This is a genomic window from Fusibacter sp. A1 (assembly GCF_004125825.1).
Taxonomy (GTDB): domain Bacteria; phylum Bacillota; class Clostridia; order Peptostreptococcales; family Acidaminobacteraceae; genus QQWI01.
In genome coordinates this window covers 101,678-122,560 of sequence record NZ_QQWI01000004.1, presented here as the reverse complement: position 1 = coordinate 122,560, position 20,883 = coordinate 101,678, and the positions used below count along the sequence as shown (strand labels likewise).

The window sequence follows — 20,883 nt, the reverse complement described above, 5'->3', positions numbered from 1 at the left end:
ATGGAAAAAATCGCTTTGATTCTATGCGTCATCTTCGCAGTTGTCACCATCCAGACTCAAAAGCTTAGGCGTGCGGTGATTTATCTGGGGGTGTTTTCACTGAGCATTTCATTTGTGTATACGCTTTACAACGCGCTGGATGTGGCTATCGCCGAAGCGGTGATCGGATCGACGCTTGCGACGATACTCTTTTTGGTGGCACTTCAAAAATACCTGGTTTTCACCATCTACTATCATGTGGAAAAGGGCGAGGTGGATGACGGTCACTATAAAAAAAGAGACAAGCAGAGGTTGATGAAGCAACTCGAGATCTTTTGCGCGAAGCAGGAACTCGAGCCGCAAGTGATCTTTACCACTGAGTCCATCGACCATATCATGAAAAATCACCAATATGCGATCATCATCGAAGAGCTCGAAACACGTCTTAGAATATACGGACACCCCGAGAATTACAAACTTGACCAATTGGAGACCTATTTGATCAACTATATCCATCAGAACAAGTCTTATGAGTTCATCCATGTGAAAGAGGTGATCGAATGAGACGAAAGTTGATCGGCATATTCCTAGCGGTGGTCACGATTATAGTTCTTTTAAGCCATCAGGGAATCGACAATCGTTTCGGTTATCCTATGTATAATCATTATGTGACCTTGGCGGCTATTGAAACAGAGTCTGTGAACATCGTTACAGCTATCTATCTTAATTATAGGTACTACGATACCCTTTTTGAAGCGCTGATGCTTTTGTTCAGCATTATCGCTGTAATTTACATGTCGATACATGAAGGAGGAGGATACCATGAATGATCATTCTGAACTCTTGTCCAGAACACTTGCCGTACTCTACCCCTTTATATTGATCATCGGCATTTATTTGACACTCAACGGCCATCTCTCGCCCGGAGGCGGCTTTCAGGGCGGTGCTGTAATCGCTGCCATCTTTATCAGTAAGTATCTGGTTCTTCCAATTCATGATACGCATCTTGACGGAATCCAGTTTACAGAAAAAATCACTCTGATCTTTATCCTACTTATACCGATTTTCTTTCTTTACCTAGGGCTTAACGCTGTTTATCCAATGTTCAACACGATTTACCTTATCGGACTAAATGCTTTGATCAGTCTTAAGGTCGCTTGTGGTTTGACCATCATATTCTTTAGGTTTGTCTTTTATGAGGCAAGGTGACAACATGATAGAAAAACTAATTTCATTAACAGATCATATCAATGGCGAAAACATAGCGATTGTCATTTTTTTTATCGGTGTGTACGGATTGACTGCAAGAAGAAACATCATCAAATCGATCATGAGCCTGAGCATCATGCAGGCAGCGATCATCCTTTTTTTCGTCTCCATGCATGCGAGCGTGGAGACCCCTGCACCGATCGGACGTGTTTTTAGAATGCCACCGGCTGATCCTGTTCCGCATGCGCTGATGATCACAGCGATTGTCATCGGAATTTCAGTAACGGCTGTCAGTCTGACCATGTTCATCACACTTTATCATAAGTTCGGTTCTACGAACTGGAACAAAGTTAAGCAAAAAAGAGGGGGGATCGAATGATATTGCCGCTAGTTTTGATGGTGCTTGCGCCGATTATGCTTGGACTGGTCTTTTTCATCTGGCCTAACCGCTTTGCCAAACCAATCCTACTGTCCCTTCAGGTCGTTTTAATTCTTTCAGTGCTTTATCTATTCTATCGCTTGGGAAGCAAGCAGGAGATCATCACCCTTTTGAGTGTCCATAAACTTCCCATGGGAATGAGCCTGCGCTTTGATACATTAAGCGGTGTGCTGCTTTTGCTTAACAGCCTTCTTTTTTTTAGTGCAGTTGTCTTTAACATACATAAGTACTACATGGACAAACTGTTCATGTTTCTCTTTTTGAGCCTTCAAGGTCTGATCAATGGTGTATTCTTATCCAATGACTTATTTAATGTTTATATACTGATTGAAGTTGCCACGGTTGTTGTGAGCATACTGATCATGTTTAAGAAAGATGCGATGTCCATGTACGATGGAATGCTGTATTTACTGGTGAATCTAGCGGCCATGGCGTTTTTCTTATTTGGAGTGGGTTACATCTACAAGTATTTTGGTGTTTTCGACTTTACAGGTGTCAAAAGACTCATTCCGCTTATCAGTGATCCTAAACAGCTTATTGTGCCATATGCATTTTTGCTTACCGGTGTCAGTATGAAAGCTGCTATTATGCCTCTTTTTAGCTGGTTGCCTAAAGCGCATGGTACAGCGAGTGCGCCTTCTATCGTGTCAGCCATTCTATCAGGGATTTTTGTCAAATCAGGTGTTTACCTGTTTATCAGATTGTCGATACTGTTTAATCCGATTTTGAACATACAGGAATACTTCTTATGGGCCGGATTTTTTACTGCGATCGCCGGTTTTACCTTTGCTATCGCCCAGACGGATATCAAGTTGATTCTTGCCTATCATACGATATCGCAGGTAGGGCTGATTATGATTGGAATAAATATTGGTACAGAGGTAGCTTATCAAGGCGCCCTGTATCACATACTTACCCACGGGATATTCAAAGGTCTGCTGTTTATGACTTCTGGTGTGATGTCTGAGATTTACGAGACAAGACGGATCAAGGAGATGAAAGGTCTTTGGAAACGATCTAAACTGACAAGTATCGCGCTCCTAACTGCTGTCTTGAGCATAACAGGAGCGCCATTCTTTAGCGGAGCCTATTCAAAAGCAATGATTTCAGCTGGGCGATCGGACAATCTTTTTCAGATCGCTATGCTGATTGTCAGTTTTGGTACGATGATATCATTCATTAAGTTCCATATTGTCATTTTTTCAAAAGACGAAGCTGCCAAACCTCAAGCGATTGCTTGGAACCAAGGGTTTGCATTTGTTCTTATGCTGGCACTGTGTTTACTTTTCGGTCTATTTGGAGATGTCATCACGCATATGATTTTCAGAGCCGATTTCTCATTTTCTGTCGTTAAGCAAGCATCTAAAATATTGGACTTTGTTGTAAAAATGGCCATTTCTGCTTTGGTTTATAAGTTATGGTTGTCTGAAGGTAAACATTTAGTCTACTTTAAAGGAATGGAGTTATCCTTTAACAATATCTCCTTGGCGATTGTCAGCTTTTTTACAGTGACGGTCCTATATTTGAACTTGTTGTACTGACGGTTTGCTTTCTATGATTGATAAAATCGACCTGCTTGAGCGTAGAATTGATGGGTAAGATATAAATGATAACGTTTATCACTTGCGTGGAGGGATTAAATGGAAAAAACAGGTTTTGTTGTAGGGATAGAGGACCAGCGGGCGCTTGTTAATGTGATCAGACCTTCGGAGTGTGGTGACAAATGCAGCGGATGCGCAGGAGCATGTGAGATTAAGACGATGGTCGTAAAGGTGGATAATACCTTAGAAGCGCAGGTCGGAGACCGTGTGGAACTAAGCCTTGCGCCCACGCAGTTTGTCAAACTTAGCTTCCTACTTTATACCGTACCGCTTATCACCTTCGTATTGGGGGTGTTCATAGGGTATTCACAAGCAGGTGTGATCGGTATCGCCGGTGGCGATGTCACAGGATTAGGATTAGGTTTCACGATGATGATCGCTACCTATGTGATCATCAACAAGCTTGTGGGCCGCAGTAAGAAGGGCGATGCCCTGACTATGGTGGGTGTGATCAGGAAAAACGATATTATTTCCGACTGATGTCAGCGGACCAGATACCATATGGATAAAAAGCGCGCTGCAGCGCGCTTTAATTTTGTAATCTTTTTTTTTGCGTTCACAGTTTATTCAAACCAAAATGGTTTACTATAGGTAAATGAAAAACGATCAAAGGATAGGTGAGGTGTTACAGTGGATAAACATATTTTTGTGGTAGATGACGATACGAATATTTCTGAACTGATTCAGCTTTATTTTGAAAAAGAAGGATATAGGGTCAGTGTATACAATAACGGTAAAGATGCGCTGATGGCACTCAAGCAGCAGGCTCCGACCTTGATGGTGCTCGATGTCATGATGCCGATCATTGACGGATATGAGGTCCTCAAAGAAGTCAGAAGGATGTCAAAGATGCCTGTGATCATGCTGACTGCAAAAGGTGAGACCTTTGACAAAGTGCTTGGTCTTGAGCTTGGTGCGGACGATTATGTGGTCAAGCCCTTTGAGCCCAAGGAGCTTCTAGCAAGGGTCAAAGCCGTACTTCGTCGGTCGATGGATGACGATGAACATGCCGATGTGACTATTCTTCCCAATTTGACCATAGATATGGGGCAGTTTGTCGTGAACTACCATGGTGAGACACTGCAGTTGCCGCCTAAGGAGCTGGAGCTTTTAAACCATCTTGTAAAACATCCCAACCGCGTCTTTACAAGAGAGCAGCTCTTAGACCAGATTTGGGGATTTGACTATTATGGTGATACGCGTACGGTGGATGTCCATATCAAACGGCTCAGAGAAAAATTCGACAAGGAAGATCCCTGGGAAATCAAGACGGTATGGGGAGTGGGTTACAAGTTCACAAAATAGGAGGAAGGCATGAAAACTATATATTCAAGATTAATACTTGTAAGTCTTAGCGTATTAATCGTAGGGATGATCATGCTTACTGTAGGTCTTAATATCGTCTTTAAAAACTATATCGTCAACCAGAACCACCAGGAGATGTTAAGACTGGCTCAAAACTTCAATCAGCTTATCGACAATCAGGTTTCGCTCGGAGTGATTGACGCGAAAACGATCAGAGACGAACTTTACAGGCTTGAGCGATATGCCAACCTTAAGATATGGATGATTCCAAGCGGCGATGAAAATGTGATTATGGCCGATGAGAACACGGATATCAATCTGATTTACAGCGAACTCGACCAGCTTGAAATCGATCGTGTGCTGGAGTCGGGTCAACCGATTTTCAGATCCGCCAACTACAAGACGCTCAGCGGAAATCAGTATTACACCTTGATATTCCCTGTGACTGTAAAGGACAAGGAACTGTTTGTCCTTTATCTGAACAAATCGGTCCCTTTTGTCAACAATACGGTAAAGGAAATCAATCGATTTGCACTTATCACGCTTTTTTTAGCGTCGCTTTACGCGGCAACCACGATCTTCTTTTCTGCTAAGAGCGTTTCCAACGACATCAAACGCCTTAACAACGGAGTTAAGTTCGTATCTAAAGGAAATTTCGAGTACGAGTTCAATACGGACCGCAAGGACGAGATCGGCGAACTCACTAAAAACTTCAATCAGATGACCAAAGAGCTGAAGAGCGTCGAGGAGTCCAGACGAAAGTTCATCTCGGACCTGTCGCATGATCTGCGCTCGCCGATCACCTCGATAAAAGGGTATACCCAGGGGATTCTTGATGGAACCATCCCCGCTGAAAAATGGGAAAAGTACTTGAACATCGTTTCAGAAGAGACCGATAGACTCACCAAGCTGATCAATGATATTTTGGACTTGTCCAAAATGCAGACGGGTGAGCTACATCTCAACAAGGTGGACTTTGACGCACATGAACTCCTCTTGAACGTACTCGACCGATTCGAAGAAAGAATCGAAAAGAAAAGTGTCGAGGTCAGCCTCAAGCTTGCAGAGGGAAACACGATGGTCGAAGGCGACAGTCAGCTTATCGAACGCGTTGTCTACAATCTGGTGGACAATGCCGTTAAGTTTATCAACGAGGACGGACTGCTTGAAGTCTTGACGGATATCAAGGAAAACAAAATGCTGATCGGTGTCAGAAACACAGGTCCTCTCATACCGGATGACAAGCTGGCGAATATCTGGCAGCGGTTTTCAAAGCTAGACAACTCTCGCGGTATCGAGAAGAAGTCTTCAGGTCTTGGCCTCTCCATCGTCAAGGAGATACTCGATGCCCACGGTGAGAAAATCGATGTGTATTCCAATGAATATCTTGGAGTGATGTTTGTGTTTTCCTTATCCAGAAGCGCTTTCTCCAACAATGGCAAAAATTCATAAAATATTCATAGATCTTTAAAAACTATATTTTATACTATGTATGTAAACAAATCAGATAGCATTTCAATTTTAAAAATAGGAGGTGTCATATGTTTAAACTAATTCCTGTAAGACCGGTAAGAAAACTCACTACCAACGCCAAATCAGAAGATATTTTCGATCAATTCTTCGACAGCTTCTTCAATGATGACGTATTCACTCCTTTCAATAAGGTAGACAAGAGGGTTTCGGGCTTCATGGTCGATGTGCTGGATGACGGTGACAAGTACGTTGTCGAAGCGGATCTGCCTGGATTTGAAAAGGAAAATGTCAAAGTGGAGTATTACGACCAGCATCTATCGATTCTAGCGAAACGCGAAGATATCAACGAAGACAAAAAAGACAACTATATCAGAAGAGAGAGATATTCAGGCGAATTCAGAAGAAGCTTCTATGTCGACAATATCGATCCAGATCAGATAACGGCAACCTTTGAAGATGGTGTATTGACCGTGACCTTGCAAAAGAAACCATTAAGCAACAATTCTAGAGAAATTACGATTGATTAAGCCTAGGTTTAATGAACGAGAGGGCTGAGGCCCTCTTTTTTAGTTAAGTGGACAGCGAGTCAGGAGGTTATGATGGTTGAATATATTGAATCAGAAAAAGATAAGGAATTAAACGATAAGCTTATCAAGCCTGCTGTAGAAGTGAAAATCACAGCGGCTGAACATCCGTTCATGGAAGAACCGCAGGTGAGGCAGCCTGTTAAAGCAGGCAAATGGACATTTACAAAAGTCCTGGCACTTGTACTTGCAGGCGCGCTGACAGCGGGTGGTGCGGCAGGTGTCGGATATCGGCTGTCCGGAGGACTTGGTAGCGGGGAGCGGGTGGATGGCGCCTACTATTTGGAGTCGGAGTCCATTAAAAGGGTATCGAATGAGTTTAATGCTGAAAAAACGATTCCAAGCATAGTAAAGGAGCTCGGACCGGCAATCGTATCCATCACAAGCAAGATCACTACAAGTGACTTCTTCTTCAACAGTTACGAATCGGAAGGCTCGGGTACGGGTGTGGTGTTCAACATCAATAAGGACTCCATTTTAATAGTAACGAACAATCACGTCGTTGAAAATGCGAACTCCCTGCTTGTAGCCTTCAATGACACCGATTCTGCAATCGGAGAAATCGTGGGCGTGGATCCGGATGCGGACCTGGCTGTGCTTAAAGTGAAAAAATCGGATGTGAGCGCTGAGGTGCTTAGCGGACTGAATCCGGTGGTGCTCGGAAATTCGGATGATCTCGAGGTGGGAGAGCTGGCAATCGCAATCGGTAATCCGCTAGGGTACAGCGATACCGTCACCGTAGGGTTTATCAGCGGCATCGACAGAATGCTCAATATGTCAGGAAGAAACTTCAATCTGATTCAGACCGATGCCGCAATCAATCCGGGAAACAGTGGCGGGGCACTTGTGAATGCAAGGGGAGAGGTCATCGGAATCAATACGATAAAAATCAGCAGCACGCAGGTGGAAGGCATCGGATTTGCCATTCCTATCAATACGGTCAAACCGATTGTGGCGGAACTGATTGAAAAGGGTTACGTTTCAAGACCTTATCTGGGAATCGCCGGACGGGACATCACAGATGAGATTTCGGAGCTTTACGACCTGCCTGTCGGTGTGATGGTCAGGGATGTGGTTCCACAGAGCGGCGCGAGTGAAGCCGGCATTATGCGTGGAGACATCATCACGGCTCTTGACGGAAAAGAGGTCAAGAACATGAACGAACTCATTTTGATGATCAGCGGCTATCAAGTGGGTCAAACCGTAACGCTTTCCGTTACAAACGATGCGATCGAAAGAGAAGTAGAGGTTGTGCTCAAGGATAAGAACGCAAAGTGAGCTAATGACCTTTAAAAAAGAATGAAAACTCCTTTTCAGATGGATGGGTTAGTCAAATGACTACATCGGTCTGATTAGGAGTTATTTTGTTTTTTGAGTGGATGGGATATGCGCTTTCATGAAAAGAATTGTGATAAAATGATACTAATGGAGGTGGCAAAATGAAAAAGATAATCCTTGTGCTCGATGGAATAGTAGACAGGGCTGTAGATGGCATGACCCCGATGATGAAAGCACATACCCCTTATCTTGACGAGCTGTCACGCTGCGGAGTCATGCTTCGTGTCAAGACGGTTCCTGACGGCTATCGGATAGGATCGGATTTCGCAAACATGACGCTCATGGGTCTTGATCCAAGAAAAGACTATCCGGGTAGGTCGGCTTTAGAAATGCTTGGAATAGGGCAACCGATCCCAAGCGGACAGTTTACATACCGCATGAATCTGATCAGTTTTAAAAGTGGAAGCAGGTGTCTTGAAAGTGCGAATGCCCATGGAGTCACCGATGAGGAACAGGAATCACTTTTTGAAGCGCTTGAAAAAGTCGTATCTCAGTCCGACCTGGAGTTGTTCGGTATCGGAGGGCATGTGTTTTTGCTAAAAGGTAAAACGCAGATGGTCAGTCTCGACGCTCCAACGGATAAGTTCGGCTATGACCTTGCCTACCAGTTTAGGGGGGATAGGGTACTTGAAACCCTATGTCAAAAAATTGAAAAGGTCCTGAAGGGTCATCCGGTCAACATAAGACGTTCTTTAGAGGGAAGACCTACAATCGATGGGGCTTGGATATGGGCGAGAGGACAATCTTTGGAACCTTTGAAACACACCAAGCAGTCCAAGTGGGGAATTGTAACAGGAACTCCGATCATTAAAGGACTGGCTAGGCTTAAGGGTGACGATGTCATCCAGGTTGAAGGAGCGACAGGAGCCTTAGACACCGATTACAGCAATAAAATAAGAGCCGCACTCGCAGCTCTTTCTAGATATGATGTCGTCTATTGCCATGTGGAGTCACCGGATACCGCCGCCCATCTGAGAGACAGCGAACTAAAAAAACGGGTGATCGAATCCATCGACGAAAGGCTTTTCGCGGTTCTCTATGAGGAGCTAAAGAGAATCAGCGGCAATGTCGAAGTGTATGTGATTTCTGACCATGGCACCTGCAGTGAAACAGGAGAGCATTTCGGCGATGTCATGCCTTGTCTTCACGTGATCGCACCGTGGCGCAGGGGTCTTAATATGGAGCCCTTCAATGAAGAAGCAGGAAAGGACGCGCCGATACTCGATGACCATCAGTGGATTAAACGGTTTGGATGACGAGCTCACACTTTTCGATATAGTGGTGCGGGTGGTAGGATTTTTTTGCCTTGATCAGGCCAGGAATACCTAGATCCTGTTCACGGTTGACATACTGGAATCTGCCTGAAACCGCACCTGCCATAAGCATATTGAGATAAGGATAGATTCCCTGGTATCTGGTGTCGCCCTTTTCGATATGAACGACAAAGTAATCATCTGTGAGCATCTCTCCAAAGGAGTATCCGATCACGATCTGGTCATGTCTTATGAGTAGTCCTTCAACAGGATAGTCGTTCCAGTTTTTTAGTACGTGCAGTATTCCGAGATACTCAAAACACAAGTCCTTCGATCCGTCACAGTTTTTATCTACGCACCAGTTTTGTGAACAGATCAGACAGTCAAGCGCGTTAGCCGCAGTGATAGCTTCAATTTGATGATTATCTCCGTAGTGGTGGATAAACTGGTTTACGTGATTCTTCTTTTTATGATATCTGTTTCCCTTAAGCTCTGACAGTTCAGTGGTGAGGTAGCAGTAATCATTGTGCTCGGGGCTTGGAAGCATATGGACGTGAGAGAGGTTGCCTGCGATGAGCTCGGCGGTTTTTCTATCCATATTTCTGAAGGTCAGCGACTGGCCGCCCACGATTTGAAGCTTGACCAGCGCCTTGACGCTTTCCAGTAGCCCCAAACTGTCATCGTAGTCGCCTATTGGTTGCGAATAACTGGTAGCGCCGTCTTCGTGAGTATAGATAAGATAAAGAAAACCCTTGAGTGTCAGATACGCGGTGGCGTATTTATCTTTCCACATCATCACGTTGGTAAGCGTGAGATCTGAAACAGGAATGTTGAATGCGTCGAAATAGGGTGTTAGCAATGCTTTATCGTGATAGGTCAGTTTTTTGATCATAGAATCACCTCACATTTTATTTACCCTTAATTTTCTAAAAAGAACAAAAAAAAAGACCCGAAGGACTTTTTAAAAAAACTTTTGTGCATGAAGTTGACTGCCAATCAAATACCAGCTTGGTATGGACGCATGATTAGCTTAGTTTTGCAATGTTAATTGAATCAAAATAAGGGACATCGTTTGTAACATCATTGTTGACGAGACGTTGAATTTCCTTTTCGTTCTCAGATGTTTTAGAAAGCGTTGTCGGTACTTTGGGTTGAGGAGTTGTGAACATAAGTATCACCTCTTGTGAACAAATTAACAAAAGTTCTTAAAAAAAAGTTTTTCTCGAATCCCGTAATTATGGAGAATTACAATTGGGAAAATATTTGTTAATATTATATCATGAAATTGAAAATAACAAAAGAAAAAATACCTGAATTCAGGTATTTTTTTAGTGGATGCAGAATAAATGAATAATAATAGCGCATTAAAAGTTAGATAATTAACGAACAAATCAACTTTCTTTTCTCTTTAGAAACAGCTTTTCAAGGATTAAGCGGTCCGTATCGGTGCTGATATGATGATCAAGCATTTCCTGATAGGCCTCATCATGGGTATGGCCGCTTTTAAGATAGGAGACAGTAAAGCTATAAAACTGTTTCGCACGACGCTCGATATGCGCGAGGTCCTTTCCCATATCGCTCAGAGACATACCGTTAGCTTGGCAGTGTTCCACTCTTAGCCTCTTCAGCTCTTTAAGCGCACTTGCATAATCCTTTGTCAGTTGACGACCATTCGTGACCGTTTTAACTTCTTTTTTTGAGAACAATCCAAACATATTAGCAGCCCCTTTCTACTATCTAGTTTAAGCTTTTTTTTTTTAGATGTCTAATAAAATTAATAAAGGGAAACAAAGTGCCTGTATTGTTTCGAAATATTAATACAAACTGCATGAATTAGCTTGAACCCAGAGGGCTTATGGCATATAATTTCACTAGGATAAAAAAATAAGGTTCAGGTGATGATGACGAGAAATGTACTTAAGTGTGCAACCGAAGAGGCAATCGCCCACTCAGCCAGAGTGTAGCGAGAAACTTTCAGGTAATAATATCGTTATTGGATGAGTCTCTGGAGAGTCCCGAAGAAGTAAACGGGCACCGGCGGGGCAAGGTCTTAGGACTAAAACTCTCAGGTTAGGTTACAGAGGAGATATGGCGCTCGTTTAGAGTACCCATATCTCCTTTTTTATATTCAATTTGCAGGTAATGGAGGATAGCACATGCCAAGAAAACGTTTACCGGAGTGGTTCAAGATCGCTAAGCCGGATGCTGCCGCACTGAGAAGCATGGAAAAGTTAGTGCATAACAAAAAGCTTCATACCGTCTGCCATGAGGCGAACTGTCCGAACAAGGGAACCTGTTTCAAATCTAAATCGGTAACCTTCATGATTTTGGGTAAGAACTGTACACGAAACTGTAGTTTTTGCAATGTGAGCTATAAAACGCCGATGGCGGTGGATCCCGACGAGCCCATGCATATCGCAAACGCGGTGGTGGAGTTAGGACTCAAACATATCGTAATCACCTCTGTCACAAGGGATGACCTTGAGGATCAGGGTGCCACCCAGTTTGCAAATACGATCAGGGCTATTAAAGAGAACAGCGATGCGACTGTCGAAGTGCTCATCCCGGATCTGCAAGGAAATACAGAGCATCTGAAAATCATCACCGATGCAAAACCTGATGTCATAGGACACAATCTTGAGACAATCAGAAGATTATACGATACGGTCAGACCGGATGCAGTCTACGAGCGCTCACTTTCTGTCTTAAGGACGATCAAGGAGCTGGATCCTGCTATCTATACCAAATCAGGAATAATGGTTGGCCTAGGTGAGAAAACTGAAGAAGTTCATTCGTTGATGGGCGACCTTCGCGCTGTCGACTGTGATATATTTACCATCGGTCAGTATCTGAGACCGTCTGATGAACACATTGAAATTGAAGAATATGTAACACCACAAGCTTTTGAAGCCTACGAGGCAAAAGGCAAGGAGCTAGGCTTTAAAGCCGTGGCGGCAGGGCCGTTTGTGAGAAGCTCGTTCAATGCTTTAGAAGTATTTGATCAAAGTAAGGAAGTCGATTAAGTTTAAGAGGAGGATTACATGGAAAATTTGAAGCGCACGCCCCTTTATGACGCACATGTGGCGGCTGGAGCGAAAATGGTGCCCTTTGCAGGTTGGGAGATGCCAATCGAGTACACGGGTCTTGTGGACGAGCATACTGCAGTACGCGAAGCAGCCGGTCTTTTCGACGTGTCTCACATGGGAGAGGTAGAAGTAAAAGGTGCGGATGCATTTAATTTTGTTCAGTATTTGGTTTCTAACGATGTGAGCACACTTGAGGACAATCAGATCCTATACACGCACATGTGCTATGAAGACGGCGGAACAGTGGACGATCTGCTTGTATACAGATTCGACAGTGAGTTCTTCTATCTTGTCATCAACGCGTCAAACATCGATAAGGATGTCGCCTGGATTAAAGAAGTAGCGGCTAAATATGATGTTGAAATCACAAACGTTTCAGATGATGTGGCAGAAGTGGCGATTCAAGGACCCAACGCACAAACAATCCTACAGCTTGTTTCGGATGTCGATTTGACTGAAATCAAATTCTTCTACTGCAATAGAGAAGTGAAGATTGCCGGCAAGACTTGTCTTGTGTCTAGAACTGGCTATACTGGCGAGGATGGATTCGAAGTATACGCGAAACCTGAGGACATCACTGAGATCTGGAATGCGCTGATGGAAGCTGGAAAAGAACATGGCTTAAAGCCTGCAGCTCTGGGCTGCCGCGATACGCTACGTTTTGAAGTGGCTCTTCCTCTATATGGCAATGAGCTTTCAAGTGAGATCTCACCTCTAGAAGGCGGTCTTGGATTCTTCGTTAAGCTGGATGCCGGCGATTTTATGGGTCGCGACGCTTTAGTAAAGCAAAAAGAAGAAGGTCTGACTAAGAAGATCATCGGATTCGAGATGACTGAAAAAGGAATTCCAAGACAAGGTTATGAAGTGCTTGTCGCAGGCGAGATTGTCGGTACGGTGACTACAGGGTATCTGTCGCCATCGACAGGAAGAACTGTAGGTCTTGCCCTTGTTAAGAACGGTGTGACTGAAATGGGTTCTGAAATTGAAATCCAAATCCGTAAAAAGACAAAAAAAGCAACGGTTGTCGCTAAAAGATTTTACAAAAAAAGCTACAAAAAATAGTATAATAGACGTGAATGAACGGGGCTTGCCCTGTTAAATAAAAGCTAACAAAATCAATCAAGTTAAATTACTGGGAGGAATATTTCATGAAAGTTGTTAAAGATTTGTTGTACACAAAAGATCACGAGTGGGTTAAAGCAGAAGGTAACACAGTAACTATCGGTATCACAGATTACGCTCAGCACGCACTTGGCAGCATCGTATTCGTAGAACTTCCAGAAGAAGACGAGTCGTTTGAAGAAGGCGACGAGTTTGCGGTTATCGAATCTGTTAAAGCTGCTTCTGACGCTTACATGCCAGTGAGCGGAACAATCGTTGCGATCAACGAAGAGTTAGATGACGAACCTGCCCTTCTTAACGATGACGCCTACACGAACTGGCTTGTAAAAGTAGAACTTTCAAATCCGGCTGAGCTTGACAACTTGATGACAGCAGAGGCGTACGAAGCATTTTGTAACGAGGAGGAATAAGATGTTTCCATACATCCCTAATGGCGCCAAAGAAGAGCAGAAAATGCTTGATCTTATGGGCGTTTCCGGCGTGGATGCGCTCTTTAGAGACATTCCAGACAATGTTAAGCTAAACAGAAGGCTTGACCTTGACGCGCCAAAATCAGAACTTGAAGTGACAAGACTCATGGGCGGCCTAGCCAAGCAAAACGATACGGTGGATAACAAGATCTGCTTTATGGGAGCTGGCGCTTATGACCATTATATCCCGTCGATCATCGACCATATCACATCGCGTTCTGAATTCTATACGTCGTACACTCCATACCAGCCTGAGATTTCTCAGGGAACCTTGAGAGCGATTTTTGAATATCAGACGATGATCTCAAACCTTACAGGTCTTCAGATCGCAAATGCGTCACTTTATGATGTTCAAACCGCAGTTGTCGAAGCGGCCCTTATGGCGATCAGCAGCGTGCGTAAATCGAATACGATCCTGATTTCAAAAGGGGTACATCCGGAAAGTAGAATGGTACTTAAAACCTACTTTAAGAACAGAGACCTGAACGTGGTTGAAATCGATCTTGTGGACGGAAGAACATCGGTGGAAGACCTAAGCGCGAAGCTTGGAGCTGAAGTCGGTGGTGTGATCATTCAAAGTCCTAACTTCCTAGGCGCGATTGAAGATGCGAAGTCGCTTGAGGCGGCAACACGTGCGACGAAGGCTAAGTTCATCATGAGCGTTGACCCGATTTCACTGGGAGCCCTTAAGCGTCCTTCTGAATTTAATGCGGATATCGCAATCGGTGAAGGTCAATCGCTTGGCAACTACCTGAACTACGGTGGACCTTACCTTGGTTTTATCGCTGCCAAAGAAGACCTTGCTAGAAAAATGCCAGGTAGAATCTGCGGACAGTCTGTCGATCAGGATGGAAAACGCGCATTCGTCTTAACCTTACAGGCGCGTGAGCAACATATCAGAAGATTCAAGGCTACATCGAACATATGCTCCAACCAAGGTCTTCTTGCCGTACGTGCGACGATTTACCTGTCGACACTTGGCAAAAAAGGACTTAAGGAAGTGGCCAACCAGTGTCTGTCAAAAGCGCACTACGCCTTCGACTCCTTACTTGCCTCCGGCAAAGTCAAAAAAGCGTTTGAGCAGCCTTTCTTTAAGGAATTTGTCATCACCATTGAAAAACCTGTTCATGAAGTGAATAAGAAGCTTCTTGAAATGGGGATTCTAGGCGGATACGATTTGTCTTGCGAGTACCCTGAGTTAGGCAACGCAATGCTGATCGCAGTTACTGAAAAGCGTACAAAAGAAGAGATCGACGCGCTTGTCCATGCTTTGGAGGTGATCTTATAATGTTCTACGATAAACTCATTTTTGAATTATCATCCGAAGACCGTGTGGCATTTAGATTACCTGCTTGCGATGTGGAAGAAAAGCTTTGTGAGCATACGCTTCCTGAAGACTTGCTTACACAAGAGAACTTGATTCTTCCTGAAGTAAGTGAAGTGGATGTCGTCAGACACTATACTAATCTTTCTATGCTCAACTACGGTCTTGACGCCGGTTTCTATCCTCTTGGTTCTTGTACGATGAAGTACAATCCTAAAATCAATGAGAATATGGCGGGGCTTGACGGTTTTAAGAACCTACACCCGTACCAACCAGAGACGACTACTCAGGGCGCGCTTAGCCTGATGCACGAATTGCAAGACATGCTGGCTGAAATCGCAGGCCTTAGCCAAGTGACGCTTCAACCTGCTGCCGGTGCGCACGGCGAATACGCCGGTCTTCTAGTAATAAAGAAATACCACGAGAAACGTGGCGACCATAAAAGAACCAAGATCATCGTTCCTGATTCGGCGCATGGGACTAATCCATCATCAGCATTTGTCGCAGGTTTCGATATCGTAGAAATAGAATCCGACAAGAACGGCCATGTCGACATCGATGCGCTTAAAGCAGCGCTAAATGATGAAATCGCAGGTCTGATGCTTACAAATCCTTCGACTCTCGGTTTGTTTGAGAAGAACATCAAAGAAGTCGCAGACCTTGTCCACGAAGCCGGCGGACTTCTTTACTATGATGGCGCGAACATGAATGCGATCATGGGCAAGGCAAGACCTGGCGACATGGGCTTTGACGTACTTCACTACAACTTGCACAAGACATTCTCTACGCCTCACGGCGGTGGAGGTCCTGGTGCGGGTCCTGTTGGTGTTAGAGCGGATCTTGTGGAGTTCCTTCCTGTTCCGATTGTGGAGAAAAACGAAAGCGGAGAGTTCTTCCTTAATTACAATAAGCCGGATACGATCGGTAAGATCAAAGGCTTCTACGGTAACTTTGGAATTTTGGTTCGAGCATATGCCTACATCAAGACGATGGGAGCAGAGGGGCTTACGCGCGCTTCTGAAATGGCGGTGCTTAATGCGAACTACCTGATGCACAGACTTAAAGACTACTATTACCTGCCAATCGACGAAGTGTGCAAGCACGAGTTCGTACTAGGCGGTATCAGCAAAGACCTATCTGAGGTATCGACACTTGATGTGGCAAAGAGAATGCTTGACTTCAACATTCATCCACCAACTGTCTACTTCCCGCTGATCATCAAGGAAGCGATCATGATCGAACCGACTGAAACGGAAAGTCTTGAGACTTTGGACAACTTCGTGGATATCATGATTCAAATCAGAAAAGAAGCAGATGAAAATCCAGAACTGTTGAAATCGGCACCGCATACGACGAAAGTGAAGCGTATCGATGAGGTCAAGGCAGCGAAAGACATGATTCTTAAATGGACTGAATAGGAGCTGAGCATGAAAGATATTATCATCATTGGTGCAGGTCCCGGTGGGTATGAGGCGGCAATCAGAGGCGCGCAGCTTGGCGCTTCTGTGGCACTCATTGAAAGAGACGAAGTCGGCGGCACTTGCCTGAACAGAGGCTGCATTCCGACAAAGGCGCTTTATAAAAATGCCGAAGTGCTTCACACGATGAAGCACGCGGATACCTTTGGTATTGAACTTGAGGGGTATACGCTTAACCTTGAAAAGGTCAGAAACAGAAAAAACCAAGTCGTTTCCGACTTAGTTGGAGGTATCCATCAGCTTCTTGAAGCAAACGGTGTGGAACTCATTAAAGGTCTTGGACGGATTGTTGATAATGAGACCGTATCGGTCACAACAGCAGACGGTGAACTAGAAGTCAAAGGTAAGCACATTGTGATCGCGACGGGTTCAAAACCGATTCAGATTCCTATTCCAGGTGCCGACCATCCAGGTATCTTCACTTCGAATGAGGTATTAAAGCTTGAGGAAGTACCAAAACGTCTACTGGTAATCGGTGGCGGGGTGGTTGGAATTGAGTTCGCTACAATCTACAATGAGTTCGGTTCTGAAGTCACAGTACTTGACGCGATGCCCACGATTCTTCCATTCCTTGATGCGGACATCTCAAAACGTCTGGCGATGGGACTGAAGAAAAAAGGGATAGCGATCGAGACGAAAGTCGGTGTCAAATCCATCAGCGAATCAGGTGGAGTCTTCACTGTCATCGCCGAAGATAAAAAAGGCGAGAAGACCTTTGAAGCGGACCGCATATTGATGGCTGTGGGCAGAATGCCTAACATTTCAGGACTTGGTCTTGACGAAGCTTGTGTCGAATACGACAGAAAAGGCATCAAGGTAAGTGAACGCTTCGAAACGACGCTTAAAAACGTTTATGCGATCGGAGACGTCAACGGCAAGTGGATGCTTGCCCATGTCGCTTCGCATCAAGGTATTGAAGTGGTTGAGCGTATCATGGGGCAAATTCCTGTGATCAATCAGGAGATCGTACCAAGCTGCGTTTTCACCTTCCCTGAAGTCGCGACTGTCGGAAAGTCCGAAGCTGATCTGAAAGAAGCCGGAGTGGACTATAATTCCAGCAAATTCATGTTCGCAGCCAACGGCAAGGCGTTAAGCCTTGGCGAAAGCGATGGCTTTGTAAAGGTCATTGAAGCGGACGGCAAGATCGTGGGAGTTCATATTTTGGGACCGCATGCGTCCGACCTGATCCACGAAGCTGCGATCATCATCAACAAAGGTTTAACTGTGAAAGATGTCGCAGGCACGATCCATGCTCATCCTACACTTGCTGAAGCGTTTGTTGAAGCAACACTGGCACTTCACGGCGAGGCGATCCACATGGTCCCGAAAAAGCCGAGAAACAAATAAACGAGGTAACACTCACACTTAAGCATAAAACGACTGTCCGATCACGGACAGTCGTTTTTATTTTAAAGCTTCACATACTCCATGTTGCTGATAAGGACCTCTTCCTGATCGACCCATCCTTCATCGGTTTCGAGATCGTCTTTGATGGCGCCCATGTTTTGAGAGCAGACGCTGAGCACTGCGGTGTACTGTTCTTTTGTGCATGAGATTTTACCCATGTTGACCAGATTTGAGACATTGGACCTGATTAGGGAAGCAGGGATGTCTTTTGCGAAAACCAGTTTACCCATGTTCTCGATGCTTAGATTGTCGCTTTCTTCAAGTAGGGCTTTTGTAACGACTGTTTTTGCCATGTTCTGGATTGATTTTGGATCGCGTACCTTGATGTTTTTCACATCCTTAAACAAGTGACGGATGCTATCGGCATCTGTCTTTGAGACGGATACGTGGCTTGCGATGATCGAATCCACATGTTCGAGTACGCTTTGAGCGCTTGCTACGATGTTGAGCGTGCCTGTTACAAACAACTTTCTTGAGGGCAGGAACTCAAGTGTGCTCTCATCGAGTGTCAGACGCTCATAGTAGGTATGGTCATCAGGAGCGATGATTTTTTCAACCTGATTGTAGTTGACGATCTTTGAAACGAGTTTTCGGATATTGCTTTTTGTCGCGATAATGAGCGTGTTGACCTTCAGGCTGCCAATCGCTTCACTAATGTCTTCATCGCTAAGCTCTTCAAGCGCCTCGAGGACATCTGTGACGATGCTGGACCCAGCGGGGATTCCCAGAAGTTCGATATCGTTCAATTTAAAGCGGTTTGGTATGACCAGATCACCTTCCTTGTAGACGATGCCGCTACCGTTGATCTGACATGTGGAAGCGAATGTTGCAAAGTCTGCGGATGTGGCATAGACGTTTCCGTTGATGATGCCTGAGTCGATCTTATCAAGCATGGTCCGGTCCTTTAGGGGGTGTACCAGCACATTGCCATTGAAGTTGAAAGCGCATGGATCAGGCAGCTGACTCAAGTAATTGTCGTCAAGTGTCATGTCGCCGCTTTGATGGACGACGGAGACCTCTTTTTCGAGTGTGATGATGTTGCCCACATTGGTCATGGCGATTCGATTTGAAGCCGCCTGCTGGTTTGGTGTCATGATCAGCGTACCGATGTTGGTGAGTTTGCTGATCTGAGCAAGTGTCTGGTCCTGTGCGAATCGTGCATCGATGATTCCGATATTCATATAAGCTTTCATGTGTTGCTCCTCCCTAGGATTATTTAGTCAAAATCTCTTTGTTTATTCTTCTTCTGAATTTCAAGTGTGATTTGGCGTCTTCCATAAAGATTTCTTTTTCATAATCGATAAGTAGTGGTGAAAAGTTAGTTCCAGTCATGATGACCCTCCTTTAACATGTTCGTTCGGATACGGTTGATTCCCTGGCTCAACTTGTTTCTGACAGTCGAGGGATTCATGCTGAGTTTTTCAGCGATCTCCGAACTGTTGTAGCCTTGGATATACCGCATGCTCACTAGGCTTCGTTCCTGTTCGTTTAAAAGCGCTAAGGTTTGTTGTATGAAGGTGGCGCTGTCAAAATCCGGCGTATGGTTTCCACTGTGTTCAGGGGTGAAGGCGACCAATCGACTTTGCTTTCTTCTGTCGTCGATAAACCTGTTCCTGATCGTTGTGAAGAACCAACCTTTGATCTGTTGACCGGACAGACTGTCAAAGAGCTCGTCCTGATCGAGGGCCTTTAGGTAGGCCTCCTGTACCAAATCTTCCGCTTGCGTCATCTGATGTGTCAGAGAATTGGCAAACCGTATGAAATCAAGCTGGTGTTCCTGATAGATTTGATAAAGTTTCATATGTTCGCACCTTGCCTTTTAAGCTGTTTGACTATAAGACGTTTGAGGAGGGGAAAGTGTCCTAGGAATTTTAAATATTTTTTGAGTGTCGGGATTTGATCTTAGCTATCTGTCAAAAAACAAAGACAGCATACGATGCTGTCCCTATCACTTTACTTACCCATATATATCGCAAGATTCGCATTTTTATCGATTTTAGCTTCAAGTGTATCTTTCTTTGAGGTCATCACGACCGATATGCCAGGGCCGTGACCGTTTTTAATGCAGTCTGAATGAATGACGACGCCGATCGTTGTAGCCCCTTTCAGGTAGCCTCCAAGACCGTAGGTGCAGTCCGTATTTTCAAGAAGTACAAAGTCTCCGAATCGAAGGTCGTCAAGGCCCAGTCTTTCGATTTCTTCCTTGTCGGAGGTGATCAGGTCGTAATCGCCTTTTTGAGAGTAGGGAGATCCTACGCCTGATCCCATCAGTCCGTGGGGTATCCTCGCTACGACAGGAACGATGAGCTTGCCGTCTTTTTCTTCTATCTCCATTTTTTCGAGCAGCGACGGATCGATACTCATCACTTTAAGCTCAGGGTAATCGGTCAGTTCAAGACCTTGACCGTATCCCTTGATGAGAATCTTGTCGTCTGTGGTCATCTTTTCGAGTGTTTCCTGAGGAAACTGCACGATCACATGTTCCACTCCGCCGTGGGCGCCAAGCACATACCCAAGATCGCCTTTGGCATCGCCGCTGATGACCTTTGCCTGATTGCCGACACATGCGAAGATGTTAAGCGCGGCATTGGAGGGGGTATCGCTGTTTTTAATCGTCACACCCGGCTCGATATGGTCTCCCGCCCAGCCGAAAGCGCTGTCGCCAACCTTTACGTTGTAGTTGATGGCACCGGTGCCTGGAATGACAAAGGGATTGCCGTTGTTGTCTACCCTATAGCCGGCGAATTTCGGGTGTGCGACGGTTCCTTGCACACTATGCATGATGACGCGGTCCTTATTTGTTTTCATAGAATCC

General features: G+C 44.8%; 23 protein-coding genes and 1 riboswitch. Of the genes, 17 read left to right on the top strand and 6 right to left on the bottom strand.

The window, feature by feature from the left end:
* From DWB64_RS06370 to DWB64_RS06320, 11 genes are all read left to right on the top strand, one after another.
* Positions 1-543, top strand: coding sequence for a DUF4040 domain-containing protein (locus tag DWB64_RS06370; RefSeq protein WP_129487376.1), 543 nt, complete (start codon positions 1-3; stop codon positions 541-543).
* Positions 540-809, top strand: coding sequence for a hypothetical protein (locus DWB64_RS06365; protein ID WP_129487375.1), 270 nt, complete (start codon positions 540-542; stop codon positions 807-809). The genes DWB64_RS06370 and DWB64_RS06365 overlap by 4 nt, the downstream gene beginning before the upstream one ends.
* Positions 802-1,188, top strand: a complete 387-nt coding sequence (locus DWB64_RS06360) for an MnhB domain-containing protein (protein WP_129487374.1) — start codon at positions 802-804, stop codon at positions 1,186-1,188. Before DWB64_RS06365 ends, DWB64_RS06360 begins: the two co-directional genes overlap by 8 nt.
* Before the next feature lie 4 nt (positions 1,189-1,192).
* Complete coding sequence (locus tag DWB64_RS06355) at positions 1,193-1,567, top strand: sodium:proton antiporter (RefSeq protein ID WP_129487373.1); 375 nt, start codon at positions 1,193-1,195, stop codon at positions 1,565-1,567.
* On the top strand, positions 1,564-3,168 hold the full coding sequence (locus DWB64_RS06350) for a complex I subunit 5 family protein (protein ID WP_129487372.1): 1,605 nt from the start codon (positions 1,564-1,566) through the stop codon (positions 3,166-3,168). The genes DWB64_RS06355 and DWB64_RS06350 overlap by 4 nt, the downstream gene beginning before the upstream one ends.
* 99 nt (positions 3,169-3,267) lie before the next feature.
* Positions 3,268-3,708, top strand: coding sequence for a SoxR reducing system RseC family protein (locus tag DWB64_RS06345; RefSeq protein ID WP_129487371.1), 441 nt, complete (start codon positions 3,268-3,270; stop codon positions 3,706-3,708).
* A gap of 150 nt (positions 3,709-3,858) precedes the next feature.
* Positions 3,859-4,533, top strand: coding sequence for a response regulator transcription factor (locus tag DWB64_RS06340; protein ID WP_129487370.1), 675 nt, complete (start codon positions 3,859-3,861; stop codon positions 4,531-4,533).
* Positions 4,534-4,542: 9 nt separating this feature from the next.
* The gene (locus DWB64_RS06335; RefSeq protein WP_129487369.1) at positions 4,543-5,985 is read left to right on the top strand and encodes a cell wall metabolism sensor histidine kinase WalK; all 1,443 of its coding nucleotides are present in this window, start codon (positions 4,543-4,545) and stop codon (positions 5,983-5,985) included.
* A gap of 89 nt (positions 5,986-6,074) precedes the next feature.
* Entirely contained in the window at positions 6,075-6,533 is a 459-nt protein-coding gene (locus DWB64_RS06330) for an Hsp20/alpha crystallin family protein (RefSeq protein ID WP_129487368.1), read from the top strand.
* Between the two features lie 72 nt (positions 6,534-6,605).
* Entirely contained in the window at positions 6,606-7,868 is a 1,263-nt protein-coding gene (locus DWB64_RS06325) for a S1C family serine protease (protein WP_164980269.1), read from the top strand.
* Between the two features lie 161 nt (positions 7,869-8,029).
* Positions 8,030-9,184 carry a hypothetical protein gene (locus DWB64_RS06320; protein ID WP_129487366.1) on the top strand — a complete coding sequence of 385 codons (1,155 nt, stop codon included), beginning with the start codon at positions 8,030-8,032 and terminating at the stop codon, positions 9,182-9,184.
* On the opposite strand, the gene DWB64_RS06315 is transcribed toward DWB64_RS06320, so the two are convergent.
* From DWB64_RS06315 to DWB64_RS06310, 3 genes are all read right to left on the bottom strand, one after another.
* Positions 9,168-10,073: a DUF2156 domain-containing protein gene (locus DWB64_RS06315; protein ID WP_129487365.1), complete on the bottom strand. Its 906-nt coding sequence runs from the start codon at positions 10,071-10,073 to the stop codon at positions 9,168-9,170. The genes DWB64_RS06320 and DWB64_RS06315 overlap by 17 nt on opposite strands.
* Before the next feature lie 133 nt (positions 10,074-10,206).
* Positions 10,207-10,350 (bottom strand): hypothetical protein, encoded by a 144-nt coding sequence (locus DWB64_RS19220; protein WP_164980268.1) that lies wholly within the window; start codon positions 10,348-10,350, stop codon positions 10,207-10,209.
* Between the two features lie 222 nt (positions 10,351-10,572).
* Positions 10,573-10,896: a hypothetical protein gene (locus DWB64_RS06310; RefSeq protein ID WP_129487364.1), complete on the bottom strand. Its 324-nt coding sequence runs from the start codon at positions 10,894-10,896 to the stop codon at positions 10,573-10,575.
* Between the two features lie 280 nt (positions 10,897-11,176).
* Positions 11,177-11,272: riboswitch (glycine riboswitch) on the top strand.
* A 65-nt stretch (positions 11,273-11,337) separates the two neighbouring features.
* On the opposite strand from DWB64_RS06310, the gene lipA reads away from it, so the two are divergent.
* The 6 genes from lipA to lpdA all read left to right on the top strand — a co-directional run bounded on the left by lipA (position 11,338) and on the right by lpdA (position 18,008).
* The gene (gene lipA, locus DWB64_RS06305; protein WP_129487363.1) at positions 11,338-12,204 is read left to right on the top strand and encodes a lipoyl synthase; all 867 of its coding nucleotides are present in this window, start codon (positions 11,338-11,340) and stop codon (positions 12,202-12,204) included.
* Positions 12,205-12,222: 18 nt separating this feature from the next.
* Entirely contained in the window at positions 12,223-13,329 is a 1,107-nt protein-coding gene (gene gcvT / locus DWB64_RS06300) for a glycine cleavage system aminomethyltransferase GcvT (RefSeq protein WP_129487362.1), read from the top strand.
* Positions 13,330-13,415: 86 nt separating this feature from the next.
* Entirely contained in the window at positions 13,416-13,799 is a 384-nt protein-coding gene (gcvH, locus tag DWB64_RS06295) for a glycine cleavage system protein GcvH (protein ID WP_129487361.1), read from the top strand.
* A 1-nt stretch (position 13,800) separates the two neighbouring features.
* A complete protein-coding gene (gcvPA, locus tag DWB64_RS06290; protein WP_129487360.1) occupies positions 13,801-15,147 on the top strand; it encodes an aminomethyl-transferring glycine dehydrogenase subunit GcvPA in 1,347 nt (448 codons plus the stop codon).
* The gene (gcvPB, locus tag DWB64_RS06285) at positions 15,144-16,601 is read left to right on the top strand and encodes an aminomethyl-transferring glycine dehydrogenase subunit GcvPB (protein WP_129487359.1); all 1,458 of its coding nucleotides are present in this window, start codon (positions 15,144-15,146) and stop codon (positions 16,599-16,601) included. Before gcvPA ends, gcvPB begins: the two co-directional genes overlap by 4 nt.
* A gap of 9 nt (positions 16,602-16,610) precedes the next feature.
* Positions 16,611-18,008, top strand: coding sequence for a dihydrolipoyl dehydrogenase (gene lpdA / locus DWB64_RS06280; RefSeq protein ID WP_129487358.1), 1,398 nt, complete (start codon positions 16,611-16,613; stop codon positions 18,006-18,008).
* A gap of 62 nt (positions 18,009-18,070) precedes the next feature.
* On the opposite strand, the gene DWB64_RS06275 is transcribed toward lpdA, so the two are convergent.
* The 3 genes from DWB64_RS06275 to DWB64_RS06265 form a co-directional block, all read right to left on the bottom strand.
* Positions 18,071-19,261 carry a hypothetical protein gene (locus DWB64_RS06275; RefSeq protein ID WP_129487357.1) on the bottom strand — a complete coding sequence of 397 codons (1,191 nt, stop codon included), beginning with the start codon at positions 19,259-19,261 and terminating at the stop codon, positions 18,071-18,073.
* Between the two features lie 125 nt (positions 19,262-19,386).
* Positions 19,387-19,869, bottom strand: coding sequence for an RNA polymerase sigma factor (locus DWB64_RS06270; protein WP_129487356.1), 483 nt, complete (start codon positions 19,867-19,869; stop codon positions 19,387-19,389).
* 152 nt (positions 19,870-20,021) lie between these two features.
* Positions 20,022-20,876, bottom strand: a complete 855-nt coding sequence (locus DWB64_RS06265; RefSeq protein ID WP_129487355.1) for a DUF4438 domain-containing protein — start codon at positions 20,874-20,876, stop codon at positions 20,022-20,024.
* Positions 20,877-20,883: the final 7 nt, after the last annotated feature.

What these genes read in the sequence shown, in the direction of transcription:
- DWB64_RS06370 (WP_129487376.1), top strand. Translation starts at nt 1, where the DNA reads ATGGAAAAAATCGCTTTGATTCTATGCGTCATCTTCGCAGTTGTCACC.
- DWB64_RS06365 (WP_129487375.1), top strand. Translation starts at nt 540, where the DNA reads ATGAGACGAAAGTTGATCGGCATATTCCTAGCGGTGGTCACGATTATA.
- DWB64_RS06360 (WP_129487374.1), top strand. Translation starts at nt 802, where the DNA reads ATGAATGATCATTCTGAACTCTTGTCCAGAACACTTGCCGTACTCTAC.
- DWB64_RS06355 (WP_129487373.1), top strand. Translation starts at nt 1,193, where the DNA reads ATGATAGAAAAACTAATTTCATTAACAGATCATATCAATGGCGAAAAC.
- DWB64_RS06350 (WP_129487372.1), top strand. Translation starts at nt 1,564, where the DNA reads ATGATATTGCCGCTAGTTTTGATGGTGCTTGCGCCGATTATGCTTGGA.
- DWB64_RS06345 (WP_129487371.1), top strand. Translation starts at nt 3,268, where the DNA reads ATGGAAAAAACAGGTTTTGTTGTAGGGATAGAGGACCAGCGGGCGCTT.
- DWB64_RS06335 (WP_129487369.1), top strand. Translation starts at nt 4,543, where the DNA reads ATGAAAACTATATATTCAAGATTAATACTTGTAAGTCTTAGCGTATTA.
- DWB64_RS06330 (WP_129487368.1), top strand. Translation starts at nt 6,075, where the DNA reads ATGTTTAAACTAATTCCTGTAAGACCGGTAAGAAAACTCACTACCAAC.
- DWB64_RS06325 (WP_164980269.1), top strand. Translation starts at nt 6,606, where the DNA reads ATGGTTGAATATATTGAATCAGAAAAAGATAAGGAATTAAACGATAAG.
- DWB64_RS06320 (WP_129487366.1), top strand. Translation starts at nt 8,030, where the DNA reads ATGAAAAAGATAATCCTTGTGCTCGATGGAATAGTAGACAGGGCTGTA.
- DWB64_RS06315 (WP_129487365.1), bottom strand. Translation starts at nt 10,073, where the DNA reads ATGATCAAAAAACTGACCTATCACGATAAAGCATTGCTAACACCCTAT.
- DWB64_RS19220 (WP_164980268.1), bottom strand. Translation starts at nt 10,350, where the DNA reads ATGTTCACAACTCCTCAACCCAAAGTACCGACAACGCTTTCTAAAACA.
- DWB64_RS06310 (WP_129487364.1), bottom strand. Translation starts at nt 10,896, where the DNA reads ATGTTTGGATTGTTCTCAAAAAAAGAAGTTAAAACGGTCACGAATGGT.
- lipA (WP_129487363.1), top strand. Translation starts at nt 11,338, where the DNA reads ATGCCAAGAAAACGTTTACCGGAGTGGTTCAAGATCGCTAAGCCGGAT.
- gcvT (WP_129487362.1), top strand. Translation starts at nt 12,223, where the DNA reads ATGGAAAATTTGAAGCGCACGCCCCTTTATGACGCACATGTGGCGGCT.
- gcvH (WP_129487361.1), top strand. Translation starts at nt 13,416, where the DNA reads ATGAAAGTTGTTAAAGATTTGTTGTACACAAAAGATCACGAGTGGGTT.
- gcvPA (WP_129487360.1), top strand. Translation starts at nt 13,801, where the DNA reads ATGTTTCCATACATCCCTAATGGCGCCAAAGAAGAGCAGAAAATGCTT.
- lpdA (WP_129487358.1), top strand. Translation starts at nt 16,611, where the DNA reads ATGAAAGATATTATCATCATTGGTGCAGGTCCCGGTGGGTATGAGGCG.
- DWB64_RS06275 (WP_129487357.1), bottom strand. Translation starts at nt 19,261, where the DNA reads ATGAAAGCTTATATGAATATCGGAATCATCGATGCACGATTCGCACAG.
- DWB64_RS06270 (WP_129487356.1), bottom strand. Translation starts at nt 19,869, where the DNA reads ATGAAACTTTATCAAATCTATCAGGAACACCAGCTTGATTTCATACGG.
- DWB64_RS06265 (WP_129487355.1), bottom strand. Translation starts at nt 20,876, where the DNA reads ATGAAAACAAATAAGGACCGCGTCATCATGCATAGTGTGCAAGGAACC.